At 63.3% G+C, this 19,385-nt stretch carries 17 protein-coding genes; 6 read left to right on the forward strand and 11 right to left on the reverse strand.

Annotated features, from left to right (window positions below):
* Nucleotides 1-18: 18 nt before the first annotated feature.
* From VGO12_RS16700 to VGO12_RS16740, 9 genes are all read right to left on the reverse strand, one after another.
* Nucleotides 19-1,044 carry an extracellular solute-binding protein gene (locus VGO12_RS16700; RefSeq protein ID WP_327513862.1) on the reverse strand — a complete coding sequence of 342 codons (1,026 nt, stop codon included), beginning with the start codon at nucleotides 1,042-1,044 and terminating at the stop codon, nucleotides 19-21.
* 49 nt (nucleotides 1,045-1,093) lie between these two features.
* Nucleotides 1,094-1,894, reverse strand: coding sequence for an ABC transporter permease (locus VGO12_RS16705; protein ID WP_327513863.1), 801 nt, complete (start codon nucleotides 1,892-1,894; stop codon nucleotides 1,094-1,096).
* A 13-nt stretch (nucleotides 1,895-1,907) separates the two neighbouring features.
* A complete protein-coding gene (locus VGO12_RS16710; protein ID WP_327513864.1) occupies nucleotides 1,908-2,822 on the reverse strand; it encodes an ABC transporter permease in 915 nt (304 codons plus the stop codon).
* Nucleotides 2,819-4,003: an ABC transporter ATP-binding protein gene (locus VGO12_RS16715; RefSeq protein WP_327513865.1), complete on the reverse strand. Its 1,185-nt coding sequence runs from the start codon at nucleotides 4,001-4,003 to the stop codon at nucleotides 2,819-2,821. Before VGO12_RS16715 ends, VGO12_RS16710 begins: the two co-directional genes overlap by 4 nt.
* A 256-nt stretch (nucleotides 4,004-4,259) precedes the next feature.
* The gene (locus tag VGO12_RS16720) at nucleotides 4,260-5,024 is read right to left on the reverse strand and encodes an ABC transporter permease (RefSeq protein ID WP_327513866.1); all 765 of its coding nucleotides are present in this window, start codon (nucleotides 5,022-5,024) and stop codon (nucleotides 4,260-4,262) included.
* Nucleotides 5,025-5,031: 7 nt separating this feature from the next.
* Complete coding sequence (locus VGO12_RS16725) at nucleotides 5,032-5,883, reverse strand: ABC transporter permease (RefSeq protein WP_327513867.1); 852 nt, start codon at nucleotides 5,881-5,883, stop codon at nucleotides 5,032-5,034.
* Complete coding sequence (locus tag VGO12_RS16730; RefSeq protein ID WP_327513868.1) at nucleotides 5,880-6,989, reverse strand: ABC transporter substrate-binding protein; 1,110 nt, start codon at nucleotides 6,987-6,989, stop codon at nucleotides 5,880-5,882. The genes VGO12_RS16725 and VGO12_RS16730 overlap by 4 nt, the downstream gene beginning before the upstream one ends.
* 46 nt (nucleotides 6,990-7,035) lie before the next feature.
* Complete coding sequence (locus tag VGO12_RS16735; RefSeq protein WP_327513869.1) at nucleotides 7,036-8,115, reverse strand: ABC transporter ATP-binding protein; 1,080 nt, start codon at nucleotides 8,113-8,115, stop codon at nucleotides 7,036-7,038.
* Between the two features lie 13 nt (nucleotides 8,116-8,128).
* The gene (locus tag VGO12_RS16740; RefSeq protein WP_327513870.1) at nucleotides 8,129-9,142 is read right to left on the reverse strand and encodes a dimethylarginine dimethylaminohydrolase family protein; all 1,014 of its coding nucleotides are present in this window, start codon (nucleotides 9,140-9,142) and stop codon (nucleotides 8,129-8,131) included.
* A gap of 157 nt (nucleotides 9,143-9,299) precedes the next feature.
* On the opposite strand from VGO12_RS16740, the gene VGO12_RS16745 reads away from it, so the two are divergent.
* A complete protein-coding gene (locus tag VGO12_RS16745; protein WP_327513871.1) occupies nucleotides 9,300-10,202 on the forward strand; it encodes a LysR substrate-binding domain-containing protein in 903 nt (300 codons plus the stop codon).
* A 68-nt stretch (nucleotides 10,203-10,270) separates the two neighbouring features.
* On the opposite strand, the gene VGO12_RS16750 is transcribed toward VGO12_RS16745, so the two are convergent.
* Entirely contained in the window at nucleotides 10,271-10,735 is a 465-nt protein-coding gene (locus tag VGO12_RS16750) for an Lrp/AsnC family transcriptional regulator (RefSeq protein ID WP_327513872.1), read from the reverse strand.
* Nucleotides 10,736-10,860: 125 nt separating this feature from the next.
* Between VGO12_RS16750 and alr the strand changes: the two genes are divergently transcribed.
* The 5 genes from alr to VGO12_RS16775 all read left to right on the forward strand — a co-directional run bounded on the left by alr (nucleotide 10,861) and on the right by VGO12_RS16775 (nucleotide 17,612).
* Nucleotides 10,861-11,994 carry an alanine racemase gene (gene alr / locus VGO12_RS16755; RefSeq protein WP_327513873.1) on the forward strand — a complete coding sequence of 378 codons (1,134 nt, stop codon included), beginning with the start codon at nucleotides 10,861-10,863 and terminating at the stop codon, nucleotides 11,992-11,994.
* A 23-nt stretch (nucleotides 11,995-12,017) separates the two neighbouring features.
* Complete coding sequence (locus VGO12_RS16760) at nucleotides 12,018-13,268, forward strand: D-amino acid dehydrogenase (protein WP_327513874.1); 1,251 nt, start codon at nucleotides 12,018-12,020, stop codon at nucleotides 13,266-13,268.
* Between the two features lie 429 nt (nucleotides 13,269-13,697).
* The gene (locus VGO12_RS16765; RefSeq protein ID WP_327513875.1) at nucleotides 13,698-15,767 is read left to right on the forward strand and encodes an ATP-dependent helicase; all 2,070 of its coding nucleotides are present in this window, start codon (nucleotides 13,698-13,700) and stop codon (nucleotides 15,765-15,767) included.
* A gap of 279 nt (nucleotides 15,768-16,046) precedes the next feature.
* Entirely contained in the window at nucleotides 16,047-16,631 is a 585-nt protein-coding gene (locus VGO12_RS16770) for a protein-tyrosine-phosphatase (RefSeq protein ID WP_327513876.1), read from the forward strand.
* Between the two features lie 111 nt (nucleotides 16,632-16,742).
* Nucleotides 16,743-17,612: a DMT family transporter gene (locus VGO12_RS16775; protein ID WP_327513877.1), complete on the forward strand. Its 870-nt coding sequence runs from the start codon at nucleotides 16,743-16,745 to the stop codon at nucleotides 17,610-17,612.
* Between the two features lie 39 nt (nucleotides 17,613-17,651).
* Here VGO12_RS16775 and VGO12_RS16780 read toward each other — a convergent pair whose 3' ends face one another.
* Nucleotides 17,652-19,025: a TolC family outer membrane protein gene (locus VGO12_RS16780; protein WP_327513878.1), complete on the reverse strand. Its 1,374-nt coding sequence runs from the start codon at nucleotides 19,023-19,025 to the stop codon at nucleotides 17,652-17,654.
* Between the last annotated feature and the right edge of the window lie 360 nt (nucleotides 19,026-19,385).

Below are 19,385 nucleotides of genomic sequence, written 5' to 3' on the forward strand. Positions count from 1 at the left end.
AGGCGCGGCTGCCGCGGATCAACGCAGCAGCTTGGTCCAGACGCGGTCGTAAAGTTTGGTGACGGCAGGCGTGCAGGCGGTCAGGAATTCAGGCACCGGCGCGCTTTCGGGCGGGCTGAGCTCAGGCGCGCCGGCAAGCGCCTTGTCGACGAAGGCTTCCGAGCCCTTGATGCCGTTGGCGTAGCGGGCGTAGTTGGTGATCATCGCCGCGTTTTCGGGATCCATGATGAAGTTGATCCAGAGCTTGGCGTTCTCGAGGTCGGGCGCGCCCTTCGGCACCGCGACATTGTCCATCCAGCCGGTGTAGCCTTCCTTTGGATAGATGTATTCGATCGACGGCCGCTCATCGCGAGCGCGCATGGCGTAGCCGTTCCAGCTCATCGAGACGGCGGCCTCGCCCGAAACCAGCAGCTCCTTGGTCTCGGAGTTGTAGCTCTTGACGAATTGCTTCTGCGTCGAGAGCAGGTCGAGCACCGCCTTCAGGTCCTCGGGGTTGTCGTTGCAGCGCGGCTTGCCGAGATAGCGCAGCGCCATGTTGATGACGTCGTTGACGTCGCGCAGCATGTTGATCTTGCCCTTCACCGCGTCGTCAGGTTCGAACAGGATCTTCAGCGACGTGTCGTCACCCTTGACGATGTCGCGGTCGACGGCAAGACCGGTCGAACCCCAGGCCCAGGGCGCCGAATAGAGGCGTCCCTTGTCCCAGAAGACGTCCCGCCACATCTCGTCGACATGCTGGTAGTTCGGCATCGCCGCGACATTGACCGGCTCAAGCAGGTTCTCGCGGATCAGAATGGTCATGGTATCGTGTCCCGGCACGATGATGTCGTAGCCGCCAGCGCCCGCCTTCAGCTTGGCAAGCATCGTCTCCATGGAATCGTAGGTGTCGATATGGACCTTCACCCCATAGGTCTTCTCGAACTTCGCCACCATCTCGGGCGGCGTGTATTCGCCCCAGGAGTAGATAAAGAGGTCCCCGGCGGCGAAGGCCGGCCCGGCAGCGGTCGCGGCCATGAGGGCAGCAAAGACGGCATGTTTTTTCATCTGGTGTTCCCTTTCTCTTTTTGATTTTCGTTCTGTCTTTGTCGTGGTGTCAGTGTTTGCGGCCCGCCTGGCCCAGGAGCCCCGAAATCAGCACCAGCACCGTCGAGGCGACGAGCATCAGCGTCGAGATGGCGTTAACCTCGGGCGTCATGCCAAGGCGGAGCATGCCGTAGATGTGCAGCGGCAGGGTCGTGGCGCCGGGGCCGGCGACGAGTGCGGTGATGATGAAGTCGTCGAGCGAGATGATGAAGGCGAGCAGCCAGCCGGAGACGAGGCCCGGCACCAGCAAGGGTAAAATGATGCGCAGGAAGGCGCTTGCCGGAGAGGCATAGAGATCGGCAGCCGCCGATGGCAGCGTTGCGTCCATGCTTTCGAGCCGCGCCTTGATCGGCAGATAGGCAAAGGGAATGCAGAACACGATGTGGGCGATCAGGATGGTGGCAAAGCCGAGGCTGATGCCAACGGCGACGAAAAAGACGAGCGAGGCGACCGCCGTGACGATTTCCGGCACCATCAGCGGGAAGGTCAGCACGACATAGGCACCCTCGCCGCCGCCCTTCTTGCCGTTGACCGTGGCAATGGCGGCCCCGAGCGCAAAGACCGTGGCGGCTGTCGCTGCGATGACGGCGATGACCACCGAATTGATGGCGGCCGTCTGGATGTTCTGGTTGGCAAAGACCGCCTGATACCAGCGGAAGGAAAAGCCTGCCCAGCGGGTGACCGAGCGGCCATCGTTGAAGGAGTAGATCGCAAGGACGACGATCGGCGCATAGAGGAAGACAATACAGCCGACGGAGAGAAGGCCGAAGCCTGGAAAGACGCGCAGGTCGCGCAAGCGGGCGGTGGACATGGCGGGCCTTTCTTCAGGTCAGCTGCTGCTGTTGCGCGGCGCGCCGGGCAAGCCAGAGAAGGACGATGAGGGTGATTGTGAGCAGGATCATCGACAGCGCTGCGCCGAACGGCCAGTTGCGCGCGCCCTGGAACTGCGTGCCGATCAGATTGCCGATCATCAGCGTCTTGCCGCCGCCGAGGATATCGGGCGCGAGGTACGAACCGACGGAGGGGATGAAGACGAGCAGGCTGCCGGCGATCAGCCCGGGACGCATGACCGGCAGCACGACGCGGAAGAAAGCGACCCTGCGGCTGGCATAGAGATCGTAGGCCGCCTCGAGCAGCCGGAAGTCGAAGCGCTCGAAGGCCGAATAGAGCGGCAGCACCATGAAAGGCAGAAACGAGTAGATCAGCCCGAGCGAGATCGCGAAACCGTTGTAGCTCAAGGCCAGCGGCTGGCCGATCACGCCGACGTCGATCAACGCGCTGTTGATCGGGCCGTCATCCCTGAGCACGAAGAGCAGCGCGATGGTGCGGATCAGGAGGTTCACCCAGTAAGGAATGGTGATCAGGAACAGCCAGATGTTCTTCACCCGGTCGGTGCGGGTGGCGATGTAATAGGCGGTCGGCACGCTGATCACGAGGCAGAGAAGCGTCGCTACGGTCGCCTGCATCAGCGAGCGGGCGACGACGATCAGATAGTCGGGCGTAAACGTCAGGCTGTCGTCGAGGAAGTCGCGCTCGAACAGGATCTGCTCGTAGGCTGCTGTTGAAAACGTCCACTCGACGCCGCCATAGGCGGCCGGCACCAGGAACGAATAGGTGAGCATGATCGCGATCGGCGCGACCATGAATGCCAGGATGAGCCCAAGCGAAGGCCAGAGCAGGCCGGCACGGGCGATCCCCGGCGGGATGCGCGATGAAAGCGCGAGCGGACGGGCGCTCATGACAGAAGCACCTTGATGGAGCCGGGTTCGAATCCGATGCTGACGAGCTCGTCCGGCGCGAAGTCCTGCCGGCCGCGCAGGCCGCCACGCGGCGAGCGGGCAGTGAGCGCGTGTTTGCCGACGCGCAGATGGTATTCGACGGCGTTGCCGAGATAGGTGCGGTCAGAGACCTTTGCCGGCCCCTGTCCCTCGCCGTGACCGGCACCGAGCACCAGCCGCTCCGGGCGGATCGAGAGCCAGACCTGCTGCCCAGCTTCCACGCGCTCGGCGATCGGCGCATGGACCTGGCCGAAGCCTTCGATATCGAATGCCGCCTCGCCATTGGCGCCGCCTGCGACCTTCGCCTCGATCAGGTTCGATTCCCCGATGAAGTCGGCGACGAAGCGGCTTTGCGGTTGCTCGTAGATGTCCTCGGGCGAACCGACCTGCTGCAGGCGCCCGTTGCTGATGACGGCGACCCGGTCGCTCATCGCCAGCGCCTCTTCCTGGTCATGGGTGACGAAGATGAAGGTGATGCCGGTTTCGCGCTGAAGCGACTTCAGTTCCAGTCGCATCTTCTGCCTGAGCTTCAGGTCGAGCGCCGACAGCGGCTCGTCGAGCAGGAGAAGCTTTGGCTGCGGCGCGAGCGCGCGGGCGAGTGCTACGCGCTGGCGCTGGCCACCCGACATCGTATCCGGGCGGCGATCGGCGTATTCGGTCATGTGCACCATATCGAGCATGCGCTCGACGGTGCGTTCGACCTCTGCGCGCGGCTTGCCGAGCATCTCCAGACCGAAGGCAATGTTGCGACGGACCGTCATGTGCGGAAACAGCGCGTATTGCTGGAAGACGGTGTTGACCGGCCGCGCTTCCGGCGGCAGGCGGCTGACATCCTCGCCAAAGATCCGGCAGACGCCTGACGTCAGCATCTCGAACCCGCCAAGGATGCGCAGCAAGGTGGTTTTGCCGCAACCGGACGGACCGAGCAGCGTGAAGAACTCGTTGGCGCGGATGGAAAGGTTGAAATCCTTCAACGCCTCATGCGCGCGCGGCGTGCCGGCATTGTAGGTCTTGCAGAGATTTCGAACCTCGGCGGCGACGCTGCTTGGATGCTGCACCGGAAGGGAGCCGGACTTGCTGGCCGACGCAGCCTTGCCGTCGGCGGGCGGTGTCGGATTGGGTTCTACGATGGCGCGCTGCATGGTTCTCCTCCACTGAAGCCGACGGGAGCGAACTGATACCGTTCGGCATGGAAGGACTATGCGTGGGCCCGGGAGGGGGCGTTAGTCCCCCAGAGGGGGTACCGCCGGCGGCCATGGTTTTCGGGCGTTGAGAAACGCCGAAGGCGGCCCGCAGGCCGCCTTCGCTGGGAGGGGCTGCGAAGCGCAGCCAGATTTTGTCATTGACACGCAAGCCACTGCTTTCGCTACCGGATTGGCATCCGGCCTCTCACTATCCCTAGGCCTCCGATTTTCGGAAAAGGATGACCAGAGTGGTCGCCACGATCATGATGACCGAGATGGCGGCGACGGTCGGATCGAGGTCCAGGCGCAGATTGTCCCAGATGCGCTTCGGCAGCGTGATGACATTGACGCCGCTCACAAACAGGGTCACCGAGCTCTCCTCCCAGGACATAACCAAACTGACGAACCAGGCGGCGAACAGGCCGAAACGGATGTTCGGCAAGATCACCCGGAAGATCGACTGCAGCTGCGTCGCCCCGAGGTTTCGAGCCGCAAGTTCGAGGTTCCGGTCCAGTCGGCTCAGCGCGCCGAGAATGGCGATCACCGCAAACGGTACGATCATCACCACGTGCGAGAGCACAAGCCCTGGGATCGTGTCGAGCAAACCGATCCGCGCGAGCAGGAAGTAGAGCGCGACCGCCGAGGTGACGGGCGGAACGATGATCGGCAACAGGACAAGGCCGATCAGGAAGCGTCCGCTCGCCGGGCGGCGCAGCCAGATGCCGATGCCGAAGGCGGCCGCAAGCGCGGTCGCGATGACGCTCGAGAGCAGCGCGACGAGCGTGCTCGTGCCGATGCTCGCAAGCCAGGTGTCGGGATCGAAGATCGCGATATAGTGCCTGAGCGAATACTCGCCGTCCGGCATCGACAGGAAGCGCTTGGCGGTGAAGGAAAACGGAATAACGGCTGCAAGCGGCAGGAGCAGGAAGAGCCCGGCCGCACCGGCGAGAAATCCGCCAAGACGTGATTTGCCAAACATTTAAGCCCTACCGCGACATGAGTTGTTCGATGCGCATGACGCGCTGCGAAAGCCAGAGAATTGCAAAGACGACGACGAGCAGCACCACGCCGAGGGCAGCACCCAGCCCCCAGTTGGCCGTCTGGAACATCTGTACGAAGACCGTCTCCGCCGTCAGCACCACCCGTCCGCCGCCAAGGATCATCGGAGTGACGAAGAAGCCGAGCGAGAAGATGAAGGTCATCGCCAGCGCCGAAAATACGCCGGGCATCGACATCGGTAGGTAGATCCGCCAGAAGACGCCGAGCGGCCGGCAACCCAGCCCCAACGCCGCAAGCAGCACCCGCCTGTCGATCTTGCGCATGACGGATGCCATCGGCAGGATCGCGAAGGGCACCATGAAATGCACCATGCCTGTGATCACCGACCAGACGTTGCGGCCGGTTGAAAGCCCGCCAAAGCCAAACGCATTGGCGACGTCGCTCGCAAGGCTATTGTTGCGCAGGATCACCACCCAACCGAAGGCACGCACCAGCACCGAGATCCAGAACGGAATGAAGATGCAGATCTCCACCAGTCGGCTCCGCCGCGCGCTGCCCATCACCCAATAGTAGGCGAGCAGGTAGGCGATCGGGATGGTGATCGCGGTGCTTACCAGACAGACCCAGGCGGTTCTCAGGAAGATTGCCTGGAAGTCCGCACCGGTGAAGATGCGGACGTAGTTCTCGAAGCCGTATTCGGGCCGGGTGACGCTCCAGAGCGTCACACCGGCGAAGGGCAGCACGTAGGCAAGCACCAGGATGACCGGCAATGCCCACAGCATGAGGAGAGATCCGGTCGCGGCAAAGCGCCTGACAGGGGTCGAATCTGCCCACATCATGATGCGGTCATCGCCAGGTATTTTTCGAGCGCCTGGTCGCTGCGTGCCGCATACCAGTCCATGTCCATCAACACCTGTTGCGACATGTTTTCAGCCGAGCTGCAATCCATCCGTTTCAGTTCCTCCGGCACCAGATCGTGGGCAAGCGGATTGGTCGGACCGCAGCCGAGCGTGCGCAACAGGTCGACTTGGCGCGCCGGGTCCTGGCAATAGCGGATGAAGTCCATCGCCTTTGCGGAGCCCGCCGGATTGCCCTTGATCACGGCCCAGCCCGAAGGTGCCAGAATGCCTTGAGCATAGGTCCAGCTGACGGCGCCGCCTGTGTCCTTTTCCACGAGGTTGGCGCGCGTGTGCCACATCAGCGCCATAGAGGCCTCGCCGTCGCGCATCAATTGCTGGCTCTCGGCGCCTGAATCCCAGAAGCTGACGATATGCGGCTTGATCTCGTTGAGCTTGCGGATCGCCCGCTCCTCGTCGAGCGGATAGAGCTGGTCGATCGGCACGCCGTCGGCGAGAAGTGCTGCCTCCATGCAGCCGGACATCCACTTGTAGAGCGACCGCTTGCCCGGGAATTTCTCGACATTCCAGAAATCCGCCCAGGTTTTCGGCGGGTTGTCGCCGAACTGCTTGGCGTCATAGGCGATGACGTAGCTCAGGAAATAGTTGGCGACGCTGTATTCGTAGGCAAAGCCTGCCTGCACCTTCTCACGGTCGACCACCTTGTAGTCGATCGGATCGATCATTCCTGCCTCGCCCAGGGACTTCGTCGCGCCCGGATCGCAGTCGCAGACATCCCAGGAGACGGCACCGCTTTCGAACTGCGCCTTCATCGCACCCTTGGTCGGTCCGGAGCCGTCGATCTTGACCGCAATGCCCTGCTGTTCGGCATAGCTGCCTGTCAGCGCCGCCTCGAAGGCTCCGACCGCATCGCCACCCCAATTCGTGACCACCAGTTGGCCATCGGCGGCACGGGCCGTCCGGGACCCAAGATGCGGTGCGACGCCAAGGAGGACCAGGCCCGTCAGGAACGTTCGCCGGTCAATGCGACCGGCAAGATGACCATCCTTCAGGAGTTCAAGGCATTCCGATTTCAGATCGTTATTCATAGCATTTCCCCTTGTTGTTGTTTGGTTCGCATGCATTTGAAGCGTGTCAGCCGGCGAGCACCCGCCCGTCCAGGTGGCCCCAATGGACCCAGAGCTGTTCGCCGCGCGCCGGCGGCAAACCGAGCGCATCACGGGCGGTCGTCAATGTCAGGCTGGTGCCCTCAGGGGCACTGCCTTTCACGATGGTCGTTCCGCCCTGAAAGACGACGCCATCGACGGTCATCGGCAAAAGGTTGTACTCGGCCGTCGGCCGGTCGCGGCAAAGCGTCAGTTTCTCCGGACGTATGGCGAGCACGGCCGGTTTGCCTTCCAGCTGGTCCGCACCGGGCAGGACGGCGCGCACGCCGAACTCGCCGACATGCGCATGAAGCTCGCCACCGACCGCCCGTTGTCGCGTCACCGGCAGCGAGTTCATCGTGCCCAGGAACTCCGCGACAAAGCGCGAATTGGGCTCGTCGTAGAGCACGTTCGGCCGATCGAGCTGGACGATCCGGCCGCGATCGAAGATCGCGATCCGGTCGGACATGGCCATCGCTTCCATCTGGTCGTGGGTGACGAACAGAAAGGTCGTTCCCGTCTTGCGATGGATATCGACCAGTTCGTCCTGCAACTGCTCGCGCAGGTTCTTGTCGAGCGCCGACAACGGTTCGTCCAGAAGCAAGAGCTCCGGCTCGAACACCAGCGCGCGCGCAAGCGCCACACGCTGCTGTTGGCCGCCGGATAGCGCCGAGGGGCGTTTGTGCTCATGCCCCCTCAAGCCCACGAGATCGACCATGCGGGCCACCCGCACATCCACTTCCGCCCGCGCCACCTTTCGCACGCGCAGCGAAAAGGCGATGTTCTCGGCGACGGTCAGGTGCGGGAACAGCGCATAACCCTGGAACACCATGCCGAAATTGCGCTTGTCGGCCGGCGTGTCGCCAATGTCCTCGCCGTTTTTCAGAATAGCGCCCGACGACAGCGGCTCGAAGCCGGCGATCGCGTTCAGGAGCGTCGACTTGCCCGAACCGGACGGGCCGAGAAAGGTGAGGAACTCGCCCTTCTCGATGTCGAGCGAGACGTTTTTCAACGCCTCGAACGAGCCGAAGGACTTGCAGGCTTTGCGTATGGAAATATGGGCTGGCATGGTTTGCCTCCGATCAATCGACGCTGTCGCGAATTAGCGGACTCGTCGAGCAATGGATACCGCCGCCGTTAAGTTGCACCTTGTCGTAGTCGATCTCGAGCACGGTGACATTGTTGCGGGCGAGCGCTTCGCGGGTCCTGTCGGAAAGACCGCGCGGCATGATCACGCGGCCCGGCGCGATCGCCAGACCGTTGACGATCCACGGGTTGTCGTCCTCGTTCATTTCGATGGTGCGGATGCCGAGTTGGCGCAGCTTTTCCAGGAAGACGAAGGAGAGGCCCCGCGCCCAGACGAGCGCCAGGTCGACATCGATCATCAAAAAATGCCCGTCGATATGGATGTCGTAGCCGCAGAGGTCGACGACCAGCAGTTCGACACCTTGATAGCGAAGAACTTCGGCGATCTGGCTGATGCCGTCGTCGTTGATGCGGATGCCGCGGCCGATGACGGCGGTGCGGCTGTTGAGCCAAGCGAAGCTGCCGCCTTCGGCCATCGCGGTCCCGTGCAGGGTGCGAAGCACCGGCATGCCCTGCTTGGCGAGGGTCCGCGTCACCGGCAATTCTTCGCCGTGACGCATGCGCGGCGCGAGCCGCGGCACGATCGCACCGCCTTTGACGGCAATACAGGAGTCGCGGGTGTAGACGGACTTGAAGCGGCCACGATCTACACCCTCGACATAGACGACCTCGACGCCTTCGGCGCGCAGGAGATCGGCGAGGCCGTCGTGCTGGGCCTGCAGTTCCTCGAGCGTCGGAATGCTGTCGCTCTGCCAGTACCAGCCGGTCTCGAGGTCGCCATAGGTGCCGATCTCTTCGATGCGCTTGTTGCGGTCGATGACGGAAAACTCGTCGCCCGGCCGATGCATCAGCACGGTGCGAAGCGTGCCGACGTCGTTGTCGCAGCCCCAGTTGCGTCCCCAGAGACGGGCGAGACGCTCCGGCGCTTCGAAGGCCGGCTCGGGCACGGAGCCGAAATACTTGATCGTCGCGGAATAGAGATCTTTTTTCTTGGGCGGTGCGGCGTTCACGTGTGGTCCCCTCCATGCGGGCCGGTGCCGACAAATCGGCCCGGCCTTGTTTCGATAAAGAAGATGCTAACGTATCGTTTTCCTCCCGCATATCGAATTGATTTCCGCTCATACTTGAGGTTTTCTCAATATACGAGTTCGATCGGGAGGACGATTTGTGACGAGGCTGCCGCCACTCAACGCACTGCGCGCCTTCGAGGCCAGTGCCCGCAACAAGAGCCTGACCAAGGCCGCCCACGAACTGCACGTGACGCCGGGGGCGGTCAGCAAGCAGTTCCGGCAGTTGGAAGAGCACTTCGGTTTCGCGCTGGCGACGAAGTCGCGCGACAGCTTCACCCTGACGCCGCAGGGTCAGGAACTGTTCGCAAAACTCGCCCCATCCTTCGAAAGCCTTAACGACGCCGTGCTCGGGCTTCAGCGCAACCCGATCGCCGGACGGCTCGCCGTGCGCTGCATGCCGGCCTTTGCAACCCGCTGGCTGGTGCCGCGGCTCGGAAAATTCTACGAGCGCTTCGAGCGTGTCGAACTGCAGATCCTGTCCATGCCGGAATGGGGCGACCCCTTTCCGGACGGCCAGGCGGATCTCACCATCATGTTCGGTGACCCGGCGGTCGCCAAAGGGGAGACGACCCCCCTCAAGCAGATGGAGTTCTTTCCGGTCTGCAGCCCGATCCTGCTGAACCGCGACGGCGACATCAAACGCACCAGGGACCTGACGCGCCATGTGCTTATCGACGGCGTAGGCTCCACACACTGGAACGACTGGTTCAACCACCAGGGCCAGGACATCCCTGCGACTGTCCGGCGCCTGAGCTTCGAGGATTTCAATCAGAACCTTGCCGCGGCGCGTTATGGGCTGGGCATCGCCATGGGCGACAATATTACTGCCGCTGAAGAACTTGCCCAGGGTGCGCTCGTGCGGCCCCTCAAGGGGTCCATCAAGTCGGGAACCAAGGGCTATTACGTCATCACTCAGAAGAACCGGGACCGGTCGCCACTTGCCAAGGTGTTCATCGATTGGGTTGTCAACGAGGCCGCGGGAACGGGCGACTTTTCCTGAAATGCGCCCGTCATACGCCCGCGGCCATCAGTCAGGGTCGGGGCCGAAGCGGGCCTCCGGATCGCTCCCTACCGACGCGCCTTGGGTTTGGTTGCGAGTGCGTTGCGGATCGAAAAGCTCGAATGGATGCGGGATACCCCGGGAAGAGCCGAGAGGATCTCCTTGTGGATGCGCTCAAAATCGCCGGCATTGGCGACTTCGACGCGCAGCAGATAATCCGAACCGCCGGTCATCAGGAAACACTCCTTGATCTCCGGATGGCGCCTGACCGCCGCCTCGAAACGATCGAGATAATCCTCCGTCTGGCGATCGAGCGTGATGTTGATGATGACCGCAATGGTCGCCTCGACGTTCGAGGTATCCACCAGAGCGGTGTAGCCCCGGATGACGCCTGCCTGCTCCATCAGCTTGATCCGCCTGAGGCAAGCCGACGGCGAGAGCCCGACTTCCGCCGCAAGGCTGGCATTGCTCCTTCGCGCATCGAGCCGCAGCAGACGAAGAATATTGCGGTCTATCGCATCCAGTGCGCTCATTGCAGATCATTCCAAAGATTCGTTGAATCATTCAATGATCACAAAATCACGCAACGATCAATCACTCTTTCATCGGCAATTTCTCGATCGTTTCACTACGCTCCTGATGACTTGGGAGGCTCGACATGGATGGCTTGGTAAGGGACGACAGGCAAAATCGGACGACCCGTGCAAGCGGCGCCTCCGGTTATCTGACCGTCGATCTTGCGGCGCTTGCCCGCAACTACGAAAAGCTCGCGGGCGAAGTGGCCCCGGCTCGCGCTGCGGCTGTCGTCAAGGCGGATGCCTACGGTCTTGGCGCCGGAGCCGTTGCCGCCAAGCTCTACGCCGCGGGATGCCGGCATTTCTTCGTCGCCCAGTTCGTCGAGGCCGTGCGCCTCCGGCCGCACCTGCCGGGCAACGCCCGGATTTTTGTTCTGAACGGCCTGCAGCCCGGAAATGAAGCCGGCTGCGCCCAGCAGGGCATCGTCCCCGTCATCAATTCCCTGGAACAATGGCAGCAATGGTCGGCGATGGCCCAGTCGCTGGGCCACACGCTGCCGGCTGTCCTGCAATTCGACACCGGCATGTCGCGGCTCGGGCTGCCGCCGGAAGAACGCGCGGCGCTGTCAGAGTCGCTTCGCGCTGGCGGCATGGTCGAGGTCCTGTTCATCATGAGCCACCTCGCCTCGGCCGATGAGGTCGATTGCGAGCAGAATGTCAGCCAGCTTTCCGAAATGACCCGTATTGCGCGGGAATTTTCCGGATTCGACGTGTGCTTTGCCAACTCCGGCGGCATCTTTCTCGGTGGCGACTACCATGGCGTGCTCGCCCGTCCCGGCATCGCGCTCTATGGCGGCGCACCGACGGCAGGCGTCGAAAACCCGATGGAAGCCGTGGTCCGGCTCGATGTCGCCGTCGTCCAGACGCGCACGGTTTCGGCCGGCACCCGCGTCGGCTATAGCGGCACCCACATCGCTGCGGCGGAGACCCGGCTCGCGACGATTGCCGCCGGCTATGCCGATGGCCTGCCCCGCAGCCTCAGCGGCAAGGGCGCCGTCTACTGCGATGGCGTGCGCCTGCCGATCGTCGGCCGCGTCTCCATGGACAGCATCACCGTCGACATCACCCGCTTGCCTGCCGACCGTCTCGCTCTAGGTGATCTCGTGGAAGTCCTCGGGCCTAACCAGACACTCGAAGACATCGCCCGCGACGCCGACACCATTGCCTACGAAATCCTGACCGGCCTCGGCGATCGCTACGAGCGGCAGTACCGGTAATCTTCTTTCCCAATGAGGACATCATGAAAGTCATCGTTCTCGGTGCCGGCATCGTCGGCGTCACCTCGGCCTACGAACTCGCCAAGGCGGGTCACGAGGTAACCGTCATCGACCGACAGCCCGGCCCGGCACTGGAGACAAGCTACGCCAATGCCGGCGAAGTTTCCTTCGGCTACTGCTCGCCCTGGGCGGCGCCCGGCATTCCGATGAAGGCGATGAAATGGCTGTTCATGGAGCACGCCCCGCTAATCCTGCGTCCCAAGGTCGACATGGCGATGTTGTCCTGGATGGTGAAGATGCTGTCCAACTGCACGTCCAGGCGCTACGCCATCAACAAGAGCCGCATGTTGAGGCTCGCAGACTACAGCCGCACCTCGCTTGCGGCCCTTCGCGCTGAAACCGGCATCGCCTACGACGAGCGCATGCAGGGCACGCTGCAGCTGTTCCGCACCCAGCAGCAGCTCGACGCCTCGGCCAAGGACGTCAAGGCGCTCGCCGCCGATGGCATTCCCTACGAAGTGCTCGATCGCGACGGCTGCATCCGTGTCGAGCCGGCGCTGAAGCATGTGCGCGAAAAGATCGTCGGCGGCCTGCTGACGCCGAAGGACGAAACGGGCGACTGCTTCAAGTTCTCCAACGCCTTGGCCAAGAAGGCCGAAGCGCTCGGCGTGCGTTTCAACTACGGCAGCATCATCCGGGGTCTCGATGTCGAGGGCGACCGCGTGCGCGGTGTCGTCACGGCGCACGGAACACTTGCCGCCGATGCCGTGGTGGTGGCGCTCGGCAGCTTCTCGCCGCTCCTCGTCAGGCCGCACGGCATCCGCCTGCCGGTCTATCCGGTCAAGGGCTACTCCCTGACGATCCCGATTACCGATGCCGCGCGTGCGCCCGAATCGACGGTGATGGACGAAACCTTCAAGATCGCCATCACCCGCCTCGGCGATCGCATCCGCGTCGGCGGCATGGCCGAAATTTCCGGCTACACCAACGATCTCGGCGAGCCACGCCGTCTCACCCTCCAGCATTCGGTCACCGACCTCTTCCCCGGCGGCGATGTGTCGAAGGCGAGCTTCTGGTCCGGCCTTCGCCCGATGACACCGGACGGCACACCGGTGATCGGCGGCACGAAGGTTGCCGGTCTCTACCTCAACACCGGCCATGGCACGCTTGGCTGGACGATGAGCTCCGGCTCGGCACGGGTGATCGCCGACCTCGTCAGCGGCCGCAAGACGGAAATCGACGCCACCGACCTCGCGATCGGCCGCTACGCCTGAGCGGCCCTGCGCAACGCCTCTCCGATGCGGAAAGGACGAGGCGTCGCGCGGTTTCACCGACGTGCCCGCACGGTCGGGCACACACGGACCGCGACGGCACCGCTTTCGGGATCAGCGGCCGGGCAAGGCTCGGGGCGCGAATCACCCGCAACGGCCCGACATAGGACCCTTGACGACTCCCGGTTGCATTCCACTCGCGATGCCGACCGGGCGTCGCCATCAGCAGGTACAATTCCCGGGTATATGCACGAACACACAAACGAAGCGGCGCTTTCCGGTTTGCACCCGTGAAGTGAGTTGATAAGTTCCCCCTATGTTCCGGCCACGCATCTCACGCGCAAAGCCGTGATTGCCGCTCGACCTCGGTGGGCCCAGTCCGACAGGGCGTGATGTGGCGAAAACAGACGCTCTTGCGAAGACGAGGAATGAATGGGTGCCGCCTATCTCGAAAAACTGAACGATCGCCAGAGAGAGGCCGTCGTCCATGGTGTCGGATTGCCGGAGGGCGAGGTCGGCGGACCGCTGCTGATCATCGCCGGCGCAGGCTCGGGCAAGACCAACACCTTGGCCCACCGCGTCGCACACCTGATCGTCAACGGCGCAGACCCGCGCCGCATCCTGCTGATGACCTTTTCGCGCCGGGCAGCCGCGGAGATGACGCGCCGGGTTGAGCGGATCTGTCGCCAGATCCTGCCTGGCAACGCCTCGGTCATGACCGACGCGCTCGCCTGGGCCGGGACGTTCCATGGCATGGGAGCGCGGCTGTTGCGCATCTACGCCGAGCAGATCGGTCTCAACGTCGAATTTACCATCCATGATCGGGAAGACAGCGCCGATCTGATGAACCTCGTGCGCCACGAGCTCGGGTTCTCCAAGACCGAGAGTCGTTTCCCGACCAAGGGTACCTGCCTTGCGATCTATTCACGTGCCGTCAACTCGGAGACGCCGCTTGCCGAGGTGCTCAAATCGGCATTCCCCTGGGTCGCCAGCTGGGAAGAGCAGCTCAAGGCGCTGTTTTCCGGTTATGTCGAGGCCAAACAGGCGCAGAACGTGCTCGACTACGACGACCTGCTTTTGTACTGGGCGCAAATGGTGTCCGACCCGGACCTCGCCCAAGACATTGGCGGTCGCTTCGATCACGTGCTCGTCGACGAATACCAGGATACCAACCGCCTCCAGTCCTCGATCCTGATGTCGCTGAAGCCGGAGGGCAACGGACTGACCGTGGTCGGTGACGATGCACAGTCGATCTATTCCTTCCGGGCCGCGACGGTCCGCAACATCCTGGATTTTCCGGCGGGGTTTTCCCCAAGGCCGGCCGACGTCATCACGCTCGACCGCAACTATCGATCGACGCAGCCGATCCTTGCCGCCGCCAACGGCGTGATCGAGCTTGCGCGCGAACGGTTCACGAAAAATCTCTGGACCGACCGGCAGTCCGAACAGCGCCCATTCCTGGTCAGCGTCCGGGACGAGGCCGACCAGGCAAACTACATCGTCGATCAGGTGCTCGCCAATCGCGAAGTCGGCATTACCCTCAAGCAGCAGGCCGTCCTGTTTCGCTCGTCCAACCACAGCGGAACGCTCGAAGTCGAGCTGACGCGACGCAACATTCCGTTCGTCAAATTCGGCGGCCTCAAGTTCCTCGACAGCGCCCACGTCAAGGATCTTCTGGCGGTCCTGCGCTTTGCCCAGAACCCGCGCGATCGCGTCGCCGGGTTCCGTCTGTTGCAGATGCTTCCGGGCATCGGCCCGCAAACGGCAGGCAAGATCCTCGATGCTATCGCCGCCGATCCGGAGCCGCTGGCAGCGCTCGCCGAGATCCCGGCGCCTGCGAAAACCGGCGACGACTGGCCGAGTTTCATCACGCTCGTCTCGGGCTTGCGGAAATCCGCTGCAGGCTGGCCGGCGGAGATCGCCACCGCCCGTAGCTGGTATGAGCCGCACCTCGACCGCATCCACGAGGATCCGGAGACCCGCAAGGCCGACCTCGTCCAGCTAGAGCAGATCGCCGGCGGCTATCCGAGCCGGGAACGGTTCCTGACCGAACTGACCCTCGATCCGCCGGATGCGACCAGCGACCAGGCCGGCGTCCCCCTGCTCGACGAGGACTATCTGATCCTTTCCACCATCCATTCCGCCAAGGGCCAGGAGTGGCGCTCGGTCTTCATGCTCAACGTCGTCGACGGCTGCATTCCCTCCGATCTCGGCGTGGGAACGACCGCGGAACTCGAGGAGGAGCGCCGGCTGCTCTATGTCGGCATGACCCGCGCGCGCGACAGCCTTTCGCTGATCACGCCGCAACGGTTCTTCACCCACGGACAGAATGCGCAGGGCGACCGCCACGTCTACGCATCGCGCACCCGTTTCATACCCGCGACGCTCTTGCAGTTCTTCGAAACGACGACCTGGCCGAAGGTCTCGCCGGTGGCCGGCGAACGCAGTGCCCGCCAGATCCGCATCGACGTCGGCGCTCGGATGCGGACCATGTGGAAATGAGTGGCCGGCCCGACGCGCGACAAGCCTGTCGGCATCCGTTCATAGGCGCATATCCGAACAACGGCATTGCCAACCCGCGGTGCGCACGTATAGATTCCACTTCCCAGCGGCTCAGCCGCTGCCCGCCTTGCCGATGACAACATCAGCTTCAACACTGCACGCTTCGCGTCCATTCCTTGATCGTGCCAACCGGCCGCGCATCGATGTCCGTGATGCTCGATGTGTTTTTCTGCTCCGCGCCAGCGCGACGCGGGCTTTTCAGGACCGAAGGATACGGACATGGAATTGAGCTTTTCTCCAGTGCTGACCGTCTGCGGCATCGACGAACTGCCGGACCAGAGCGGGCGGAACGTGACCCATGTTCTGTCCATCGTCGATCCGGAACTGCCCGAGCTGGACGCTTTCGGCAGCTACGGCGAGCATCACCGCACGACCTTGCGCTTTCACGATATCATTGCCGACGCACCGAACCGGGTGATGCCGCGCAGCGAACACGTCGAGACGATCCTGCGCTTCGGCACCGACTTCCTGGCGCATAAGGCGGAGCGCTCGTCGAGCCATCTGCTGGTCCATTGCCATATGGGCGTGTCGCGCTCGACTGCGGCCATGCTGACCCTGATGGCACAGGCGAACCCCGACGAGCCGGGCGAAAGCCTGTTTGCTCGCCTGACGGCCATCCGCCCGCAGGCCTGGCCAAATTCCCAGATGATCGGCTTTGCCGACGCGCAGCTCGATCGCCGCGGCGACCTGACGTCGGCGCTCGCCCGCCACTATGGCCGACAGATCCGGGCCCGCCCGGAATTTACCGAGTGGATGAAGACCTTGGGGCGCGAAGCGGAATTGCACATGGCCGTGCAGGACTGACGCGCTGGCGCGGCAATGCGAGAGTATCCAGCCGCCGCGCTTTCTTGAACTGACGGTCATCAGCCTGGCGTATCAGCCCGGCGCATGGCGCTTCTTAAGTCTGTAATTGCCATGAGCACCAAATCCCGCGGGTACCTGTTCGCCTTCCTTGCCATCTGCATCTTTGCTGGCCAGGACGCCATCACCAAGTATCTCGGCGACCGCTACCCAGCCCTCTTCATCACCATGATCCGGTTCTGGGCGTTCGCACTGTTCGTGTTTGCCTTTGCCGCGTCGTCGCCGGGCGGCATTCGCCAGTCCGTGCGCACGCGTCATCCCTGGCTGCAGATTGTCCGGGGCTTGCTGCTGGTCGCCGAAATCGTCGTCATCGTGTTTTCCTACGTTCACGCCGGGCTCGCCATGAGCCAGTCGATCTTCCAGGCAACGCCGCTGATCATCACCATTCTCTCCATACCGCTTCTCGGAGAGGTGGTCGGCTGGAGGCGCGGAGCAGCCATTCTGGTTGGCCTGGTTGGCGTGCTGGTGATCATCAATCCTGTCGACGTTCATTTCGACACCTCGCTGCTTCTGCCGCTCGCAGCGTCCGTCCTCTTCGCGCTCTACAGCATCGCCACGCGCGCGGTCAGTCATGAGGATTCGGCGGTGACCAGCCTGTTTTATGCCGGTGTCGTCGGGGCGATCGCGATCTCGCTGATCGGGCCGTTCTACTGGACCGATGTCGCACCTTCCGATTGGTTTGCACTGGCAGCGCTCTGCGTCTGCGGCACGCTCAGCCACTATTTTCTCATCCGCGCCTATGGCTTGCTGCCGGCCGCGGAGGTTCAGCCGGTCACCTATTTCCAGCTGGTGCTCAACGTGATCTTCGCCGTCATGCTGTTTGGCGAGACGATAACCAACAACATGATCGTCGGCGCGCTCATTGTCGTCGGCGCCGGCCTGTTCACGATCTGGCGCGAACATCAACTGGCGAAGCGGGCGTAGCCCCGCCGCTTCGCCAGTAATCAGCCGAGGCTCCCTCGCTCAGCGCCCCTTTGAGGTCTCTTGGTTTGCCGCTGCCACGAGGCCGAGGTCATGAGCGCCGAGCCGACCTATCGCCGACAGGATCCGGTAACCGCCCACAACCATATCGCGCTCGGCCGTTGCAAGCCTCACCTGCGCCTTGATGACATCGGCCTGGGCCCTCAGCACGTCGAGGAGCGCCCGCTCGCCGACCGCACGCTCGGCAACCACACCCTCGAGCGCCATGCGCGCCGACTTTACGTCCTGCCTGTTCGCCGATGCGGACGCCGTCGCGGCCTGGTGGTGCGCCCATGCGGCGGTAGCCTGAGCCTGGACTTCGGCGCTCTGCATATCGATGTTGAAACGGGATGCATCGAGGTTCTCATTGGCCTGCCGGACCTGGGCCGAGACCTTGCCACCCTGGTAGACAGGCACTTGCATCAGGATCACGAGCTTTCTCGACGTTGCGCCTTCGTCGAACCGCATCGCTTCGGACTTGCCGACGGCCTGCCCCCTTCCGATCCCGATCGAGCCGGTCACGCGCGGCAGGTGCTTGCCTTCGTTGACCGCGACGTTGGACACCGCGCCGTCTGCAAGATGTCGTTTGGCGAGCAGGGCCGGGTGCTGTTTTGCCGCCACGGCGAGCGCCTTTTCGAGGCTGGACGGTATCTTGTCGGAAGGCGGCCGGGCGCCTGAAAGCTTGCCCGGCGCATCGCCAATGATCTGGCTGTAGGTGGCCTGCGCCTGCTTGACCTCGACCTGAGCGAGCTCGAGCTCGGCCTTTGCGGCGGCGCGGCGCGCCTCGGCCAGGGCGACGTCGGTTCGCGTTCGCTCGCCAACCCGGTGGCGATCCTTCTCGGACCGCGTCAGCTCATTGAGAAAATCAAGGTTCTGTTTGCGCAAGCTGACCAGACGACGCCCGAGCACCACGTCCATGTAGGCCTCGGTCGCCTGGAACAGTATGTTCTGTTCGGTGTTGCGCGCGTTTTCCCGTGCGGCGCGTAGTCTCGCCTCATTAACGGCGACATTGTTCGTGGTCTGCAACCCGTCGAAGAGCGTTTGATCGAGAACAATGCCGAAGCCGCGGCGGCTGCCGCCGGGGGTGCTGTAGCCGACACTGCTGCTCGCGTTGATCTTCGGTCGCATGGCCGCTCCGGCTATGTCGACGTCGTAGGCGCTTGCACGCACGCCCGCCCGCGCTGCATTGAGCGTGGGATTGTTGCGGTAGGCCTTGGCAAGCGCATCCAGGAGCGGCTCGGCCCGGGCTGCATCGGCAGAGATCGCTGCAGTCATGATCGTCAGGGCCGCCATCAATCGTTTCATCGCGTGAGGTCTCCGTTGGCGCACGGCAACCCGTCCGTTCCCGCCTGGGGTGACGCAGTCGATGCCGTGCAAATGCAACAGGACGCTTGTCCAGTTCTGCCAAGACCTGGACGGGAGTTGTCAAAGATCGATCGACAGCCGACCCATGGTATCGGCCATAGTCGGCGAACGGTCACCAAAGGCAGCTGTTACAAGGACTTGGCAGCAGAGAGGAAGGAATGCGGTCGTGATCGCGGGCGCGTCGCGCGCGATCGGCCGGTCGCCTTGTGCGTCACCTGACGCATGTTGCGATGAGACGGTCGAAACTGAGCCAATCGCCGATCGGATCGCCATCTTCAGCAAGGTCACCCGCAAACCGATCGCAGGCCACCCGCATGGCCGGAGCGCCGTGCGCGATCTCTTCACACGGACGGACTCCGGCGCCTTGGCACC

This window comes from Ensifer sp., assembly GCF_035999135.1.
Lineage (GTDB): Bacteria > Pseudomonadota > Alphaproteobacteria > Rhizobiales > Rhizobiaceae > Ensifer.

Bases quoted from the DNA above. Each gene is read 5' to 3' on its own strand.
- VGO12_RS16700 (WP_327513862.1), bottom strand. From the start codon at position 1,044: ATGAAAAAACATGCCGTCTTTGCTGCCCTCATGGCCGCGACCGCTGCC.
- VGO12_RS16705 (WP_327513863.1), bottom strand. From the start codon at position 1,894: ATGTCCACCGCCCGCTTGCGCGACCTGCGCGTCTTTCCAGGCTTCGGC.
- VGO12_RS16710 (WP_327513864.1), bottom strand. From the start codon at position 2,822: ATGAGCGCCCGTCCGCTCGCGCTTTCATCGCGCATCCCGCCGGGGATC.
- VGO12_RS16715 (WP_327513865.1), bottom strand. From the start codon at position 4,003: ATGCAGCGCGCCATCGTAGAACCCAATCCGACACCGCCCGCCGACGGC.
- VGO12_RS16720 (WP_327513866.1), bottom strand. From the start codon at position 5,024: ATGTTTGGCAAATCACGTCTTGGCGGATTTCTCGCCGGTGCGGCCGGG.
- VGO12_RS16725 (WP_327513867.1), bottom strand. From the start codon at position 5,883: ATGATGTGGGCAGATTCGACCCCTGTCAGGCGCTTTGCCGCGACCGGA.
- VGO12_RS16730 (WP_327513868.1), bottom strand. From the start codon at position 6,989: ATGAATAACGATCTGAAATCGGAATGCCTTGAACTCCTGAAGGATGGT.
- VGO12_RS16735 (WP_327513869.1), bottom strand. From the start codon at position 8,115: ATGCCAGCCCATATTTCCATACGCAAAGCCTGCAAGTCCTTCGGCTCG.
- VGO12_RS16750 (WP_327513872.1), bottom strand. From the start codon at position 10,735: ATGAGCGCACTGGATGCGATAGACCGCAATATTCTTCGTCTGCTGCGG.
- alr (WP_327513873.1), top strand. From the start codon at position 10,861: ATGGATGGCTTGGTAAGGGACGACAGGCAAAATCGGACGACCCGTGCA.
- VGO12_RS16760 (WP_327513874.1), top strand. From the start codon at position 12,018: ATGAAAGTCATCGTTCTCGGTGCCGGCATCGTCGGCGTCACCTCGGCC.
- VGO12_RS16765 (WP_327513875.1), top strand. From the start codon at position 13,698: ATGGGTGCCGCCTATCTCGAAAAACTGAACGATCGCCAGAGAGAGGCC.
- VGO12_RS16770 (WP_327513876.1), top strand. From the start codon at position 16,047: ATGGAATTGAGCTTTTCTCCAGTGCTGACCGTCTGCGGCATCGACGAA.
- VGO12_RS16775 (WP_327513877.1), top strand. From the start codon at position 16,743: ATGAGCACCAAATCCCGCGGGTACCTGTTCGCCTTCCTTGCCATCTGC.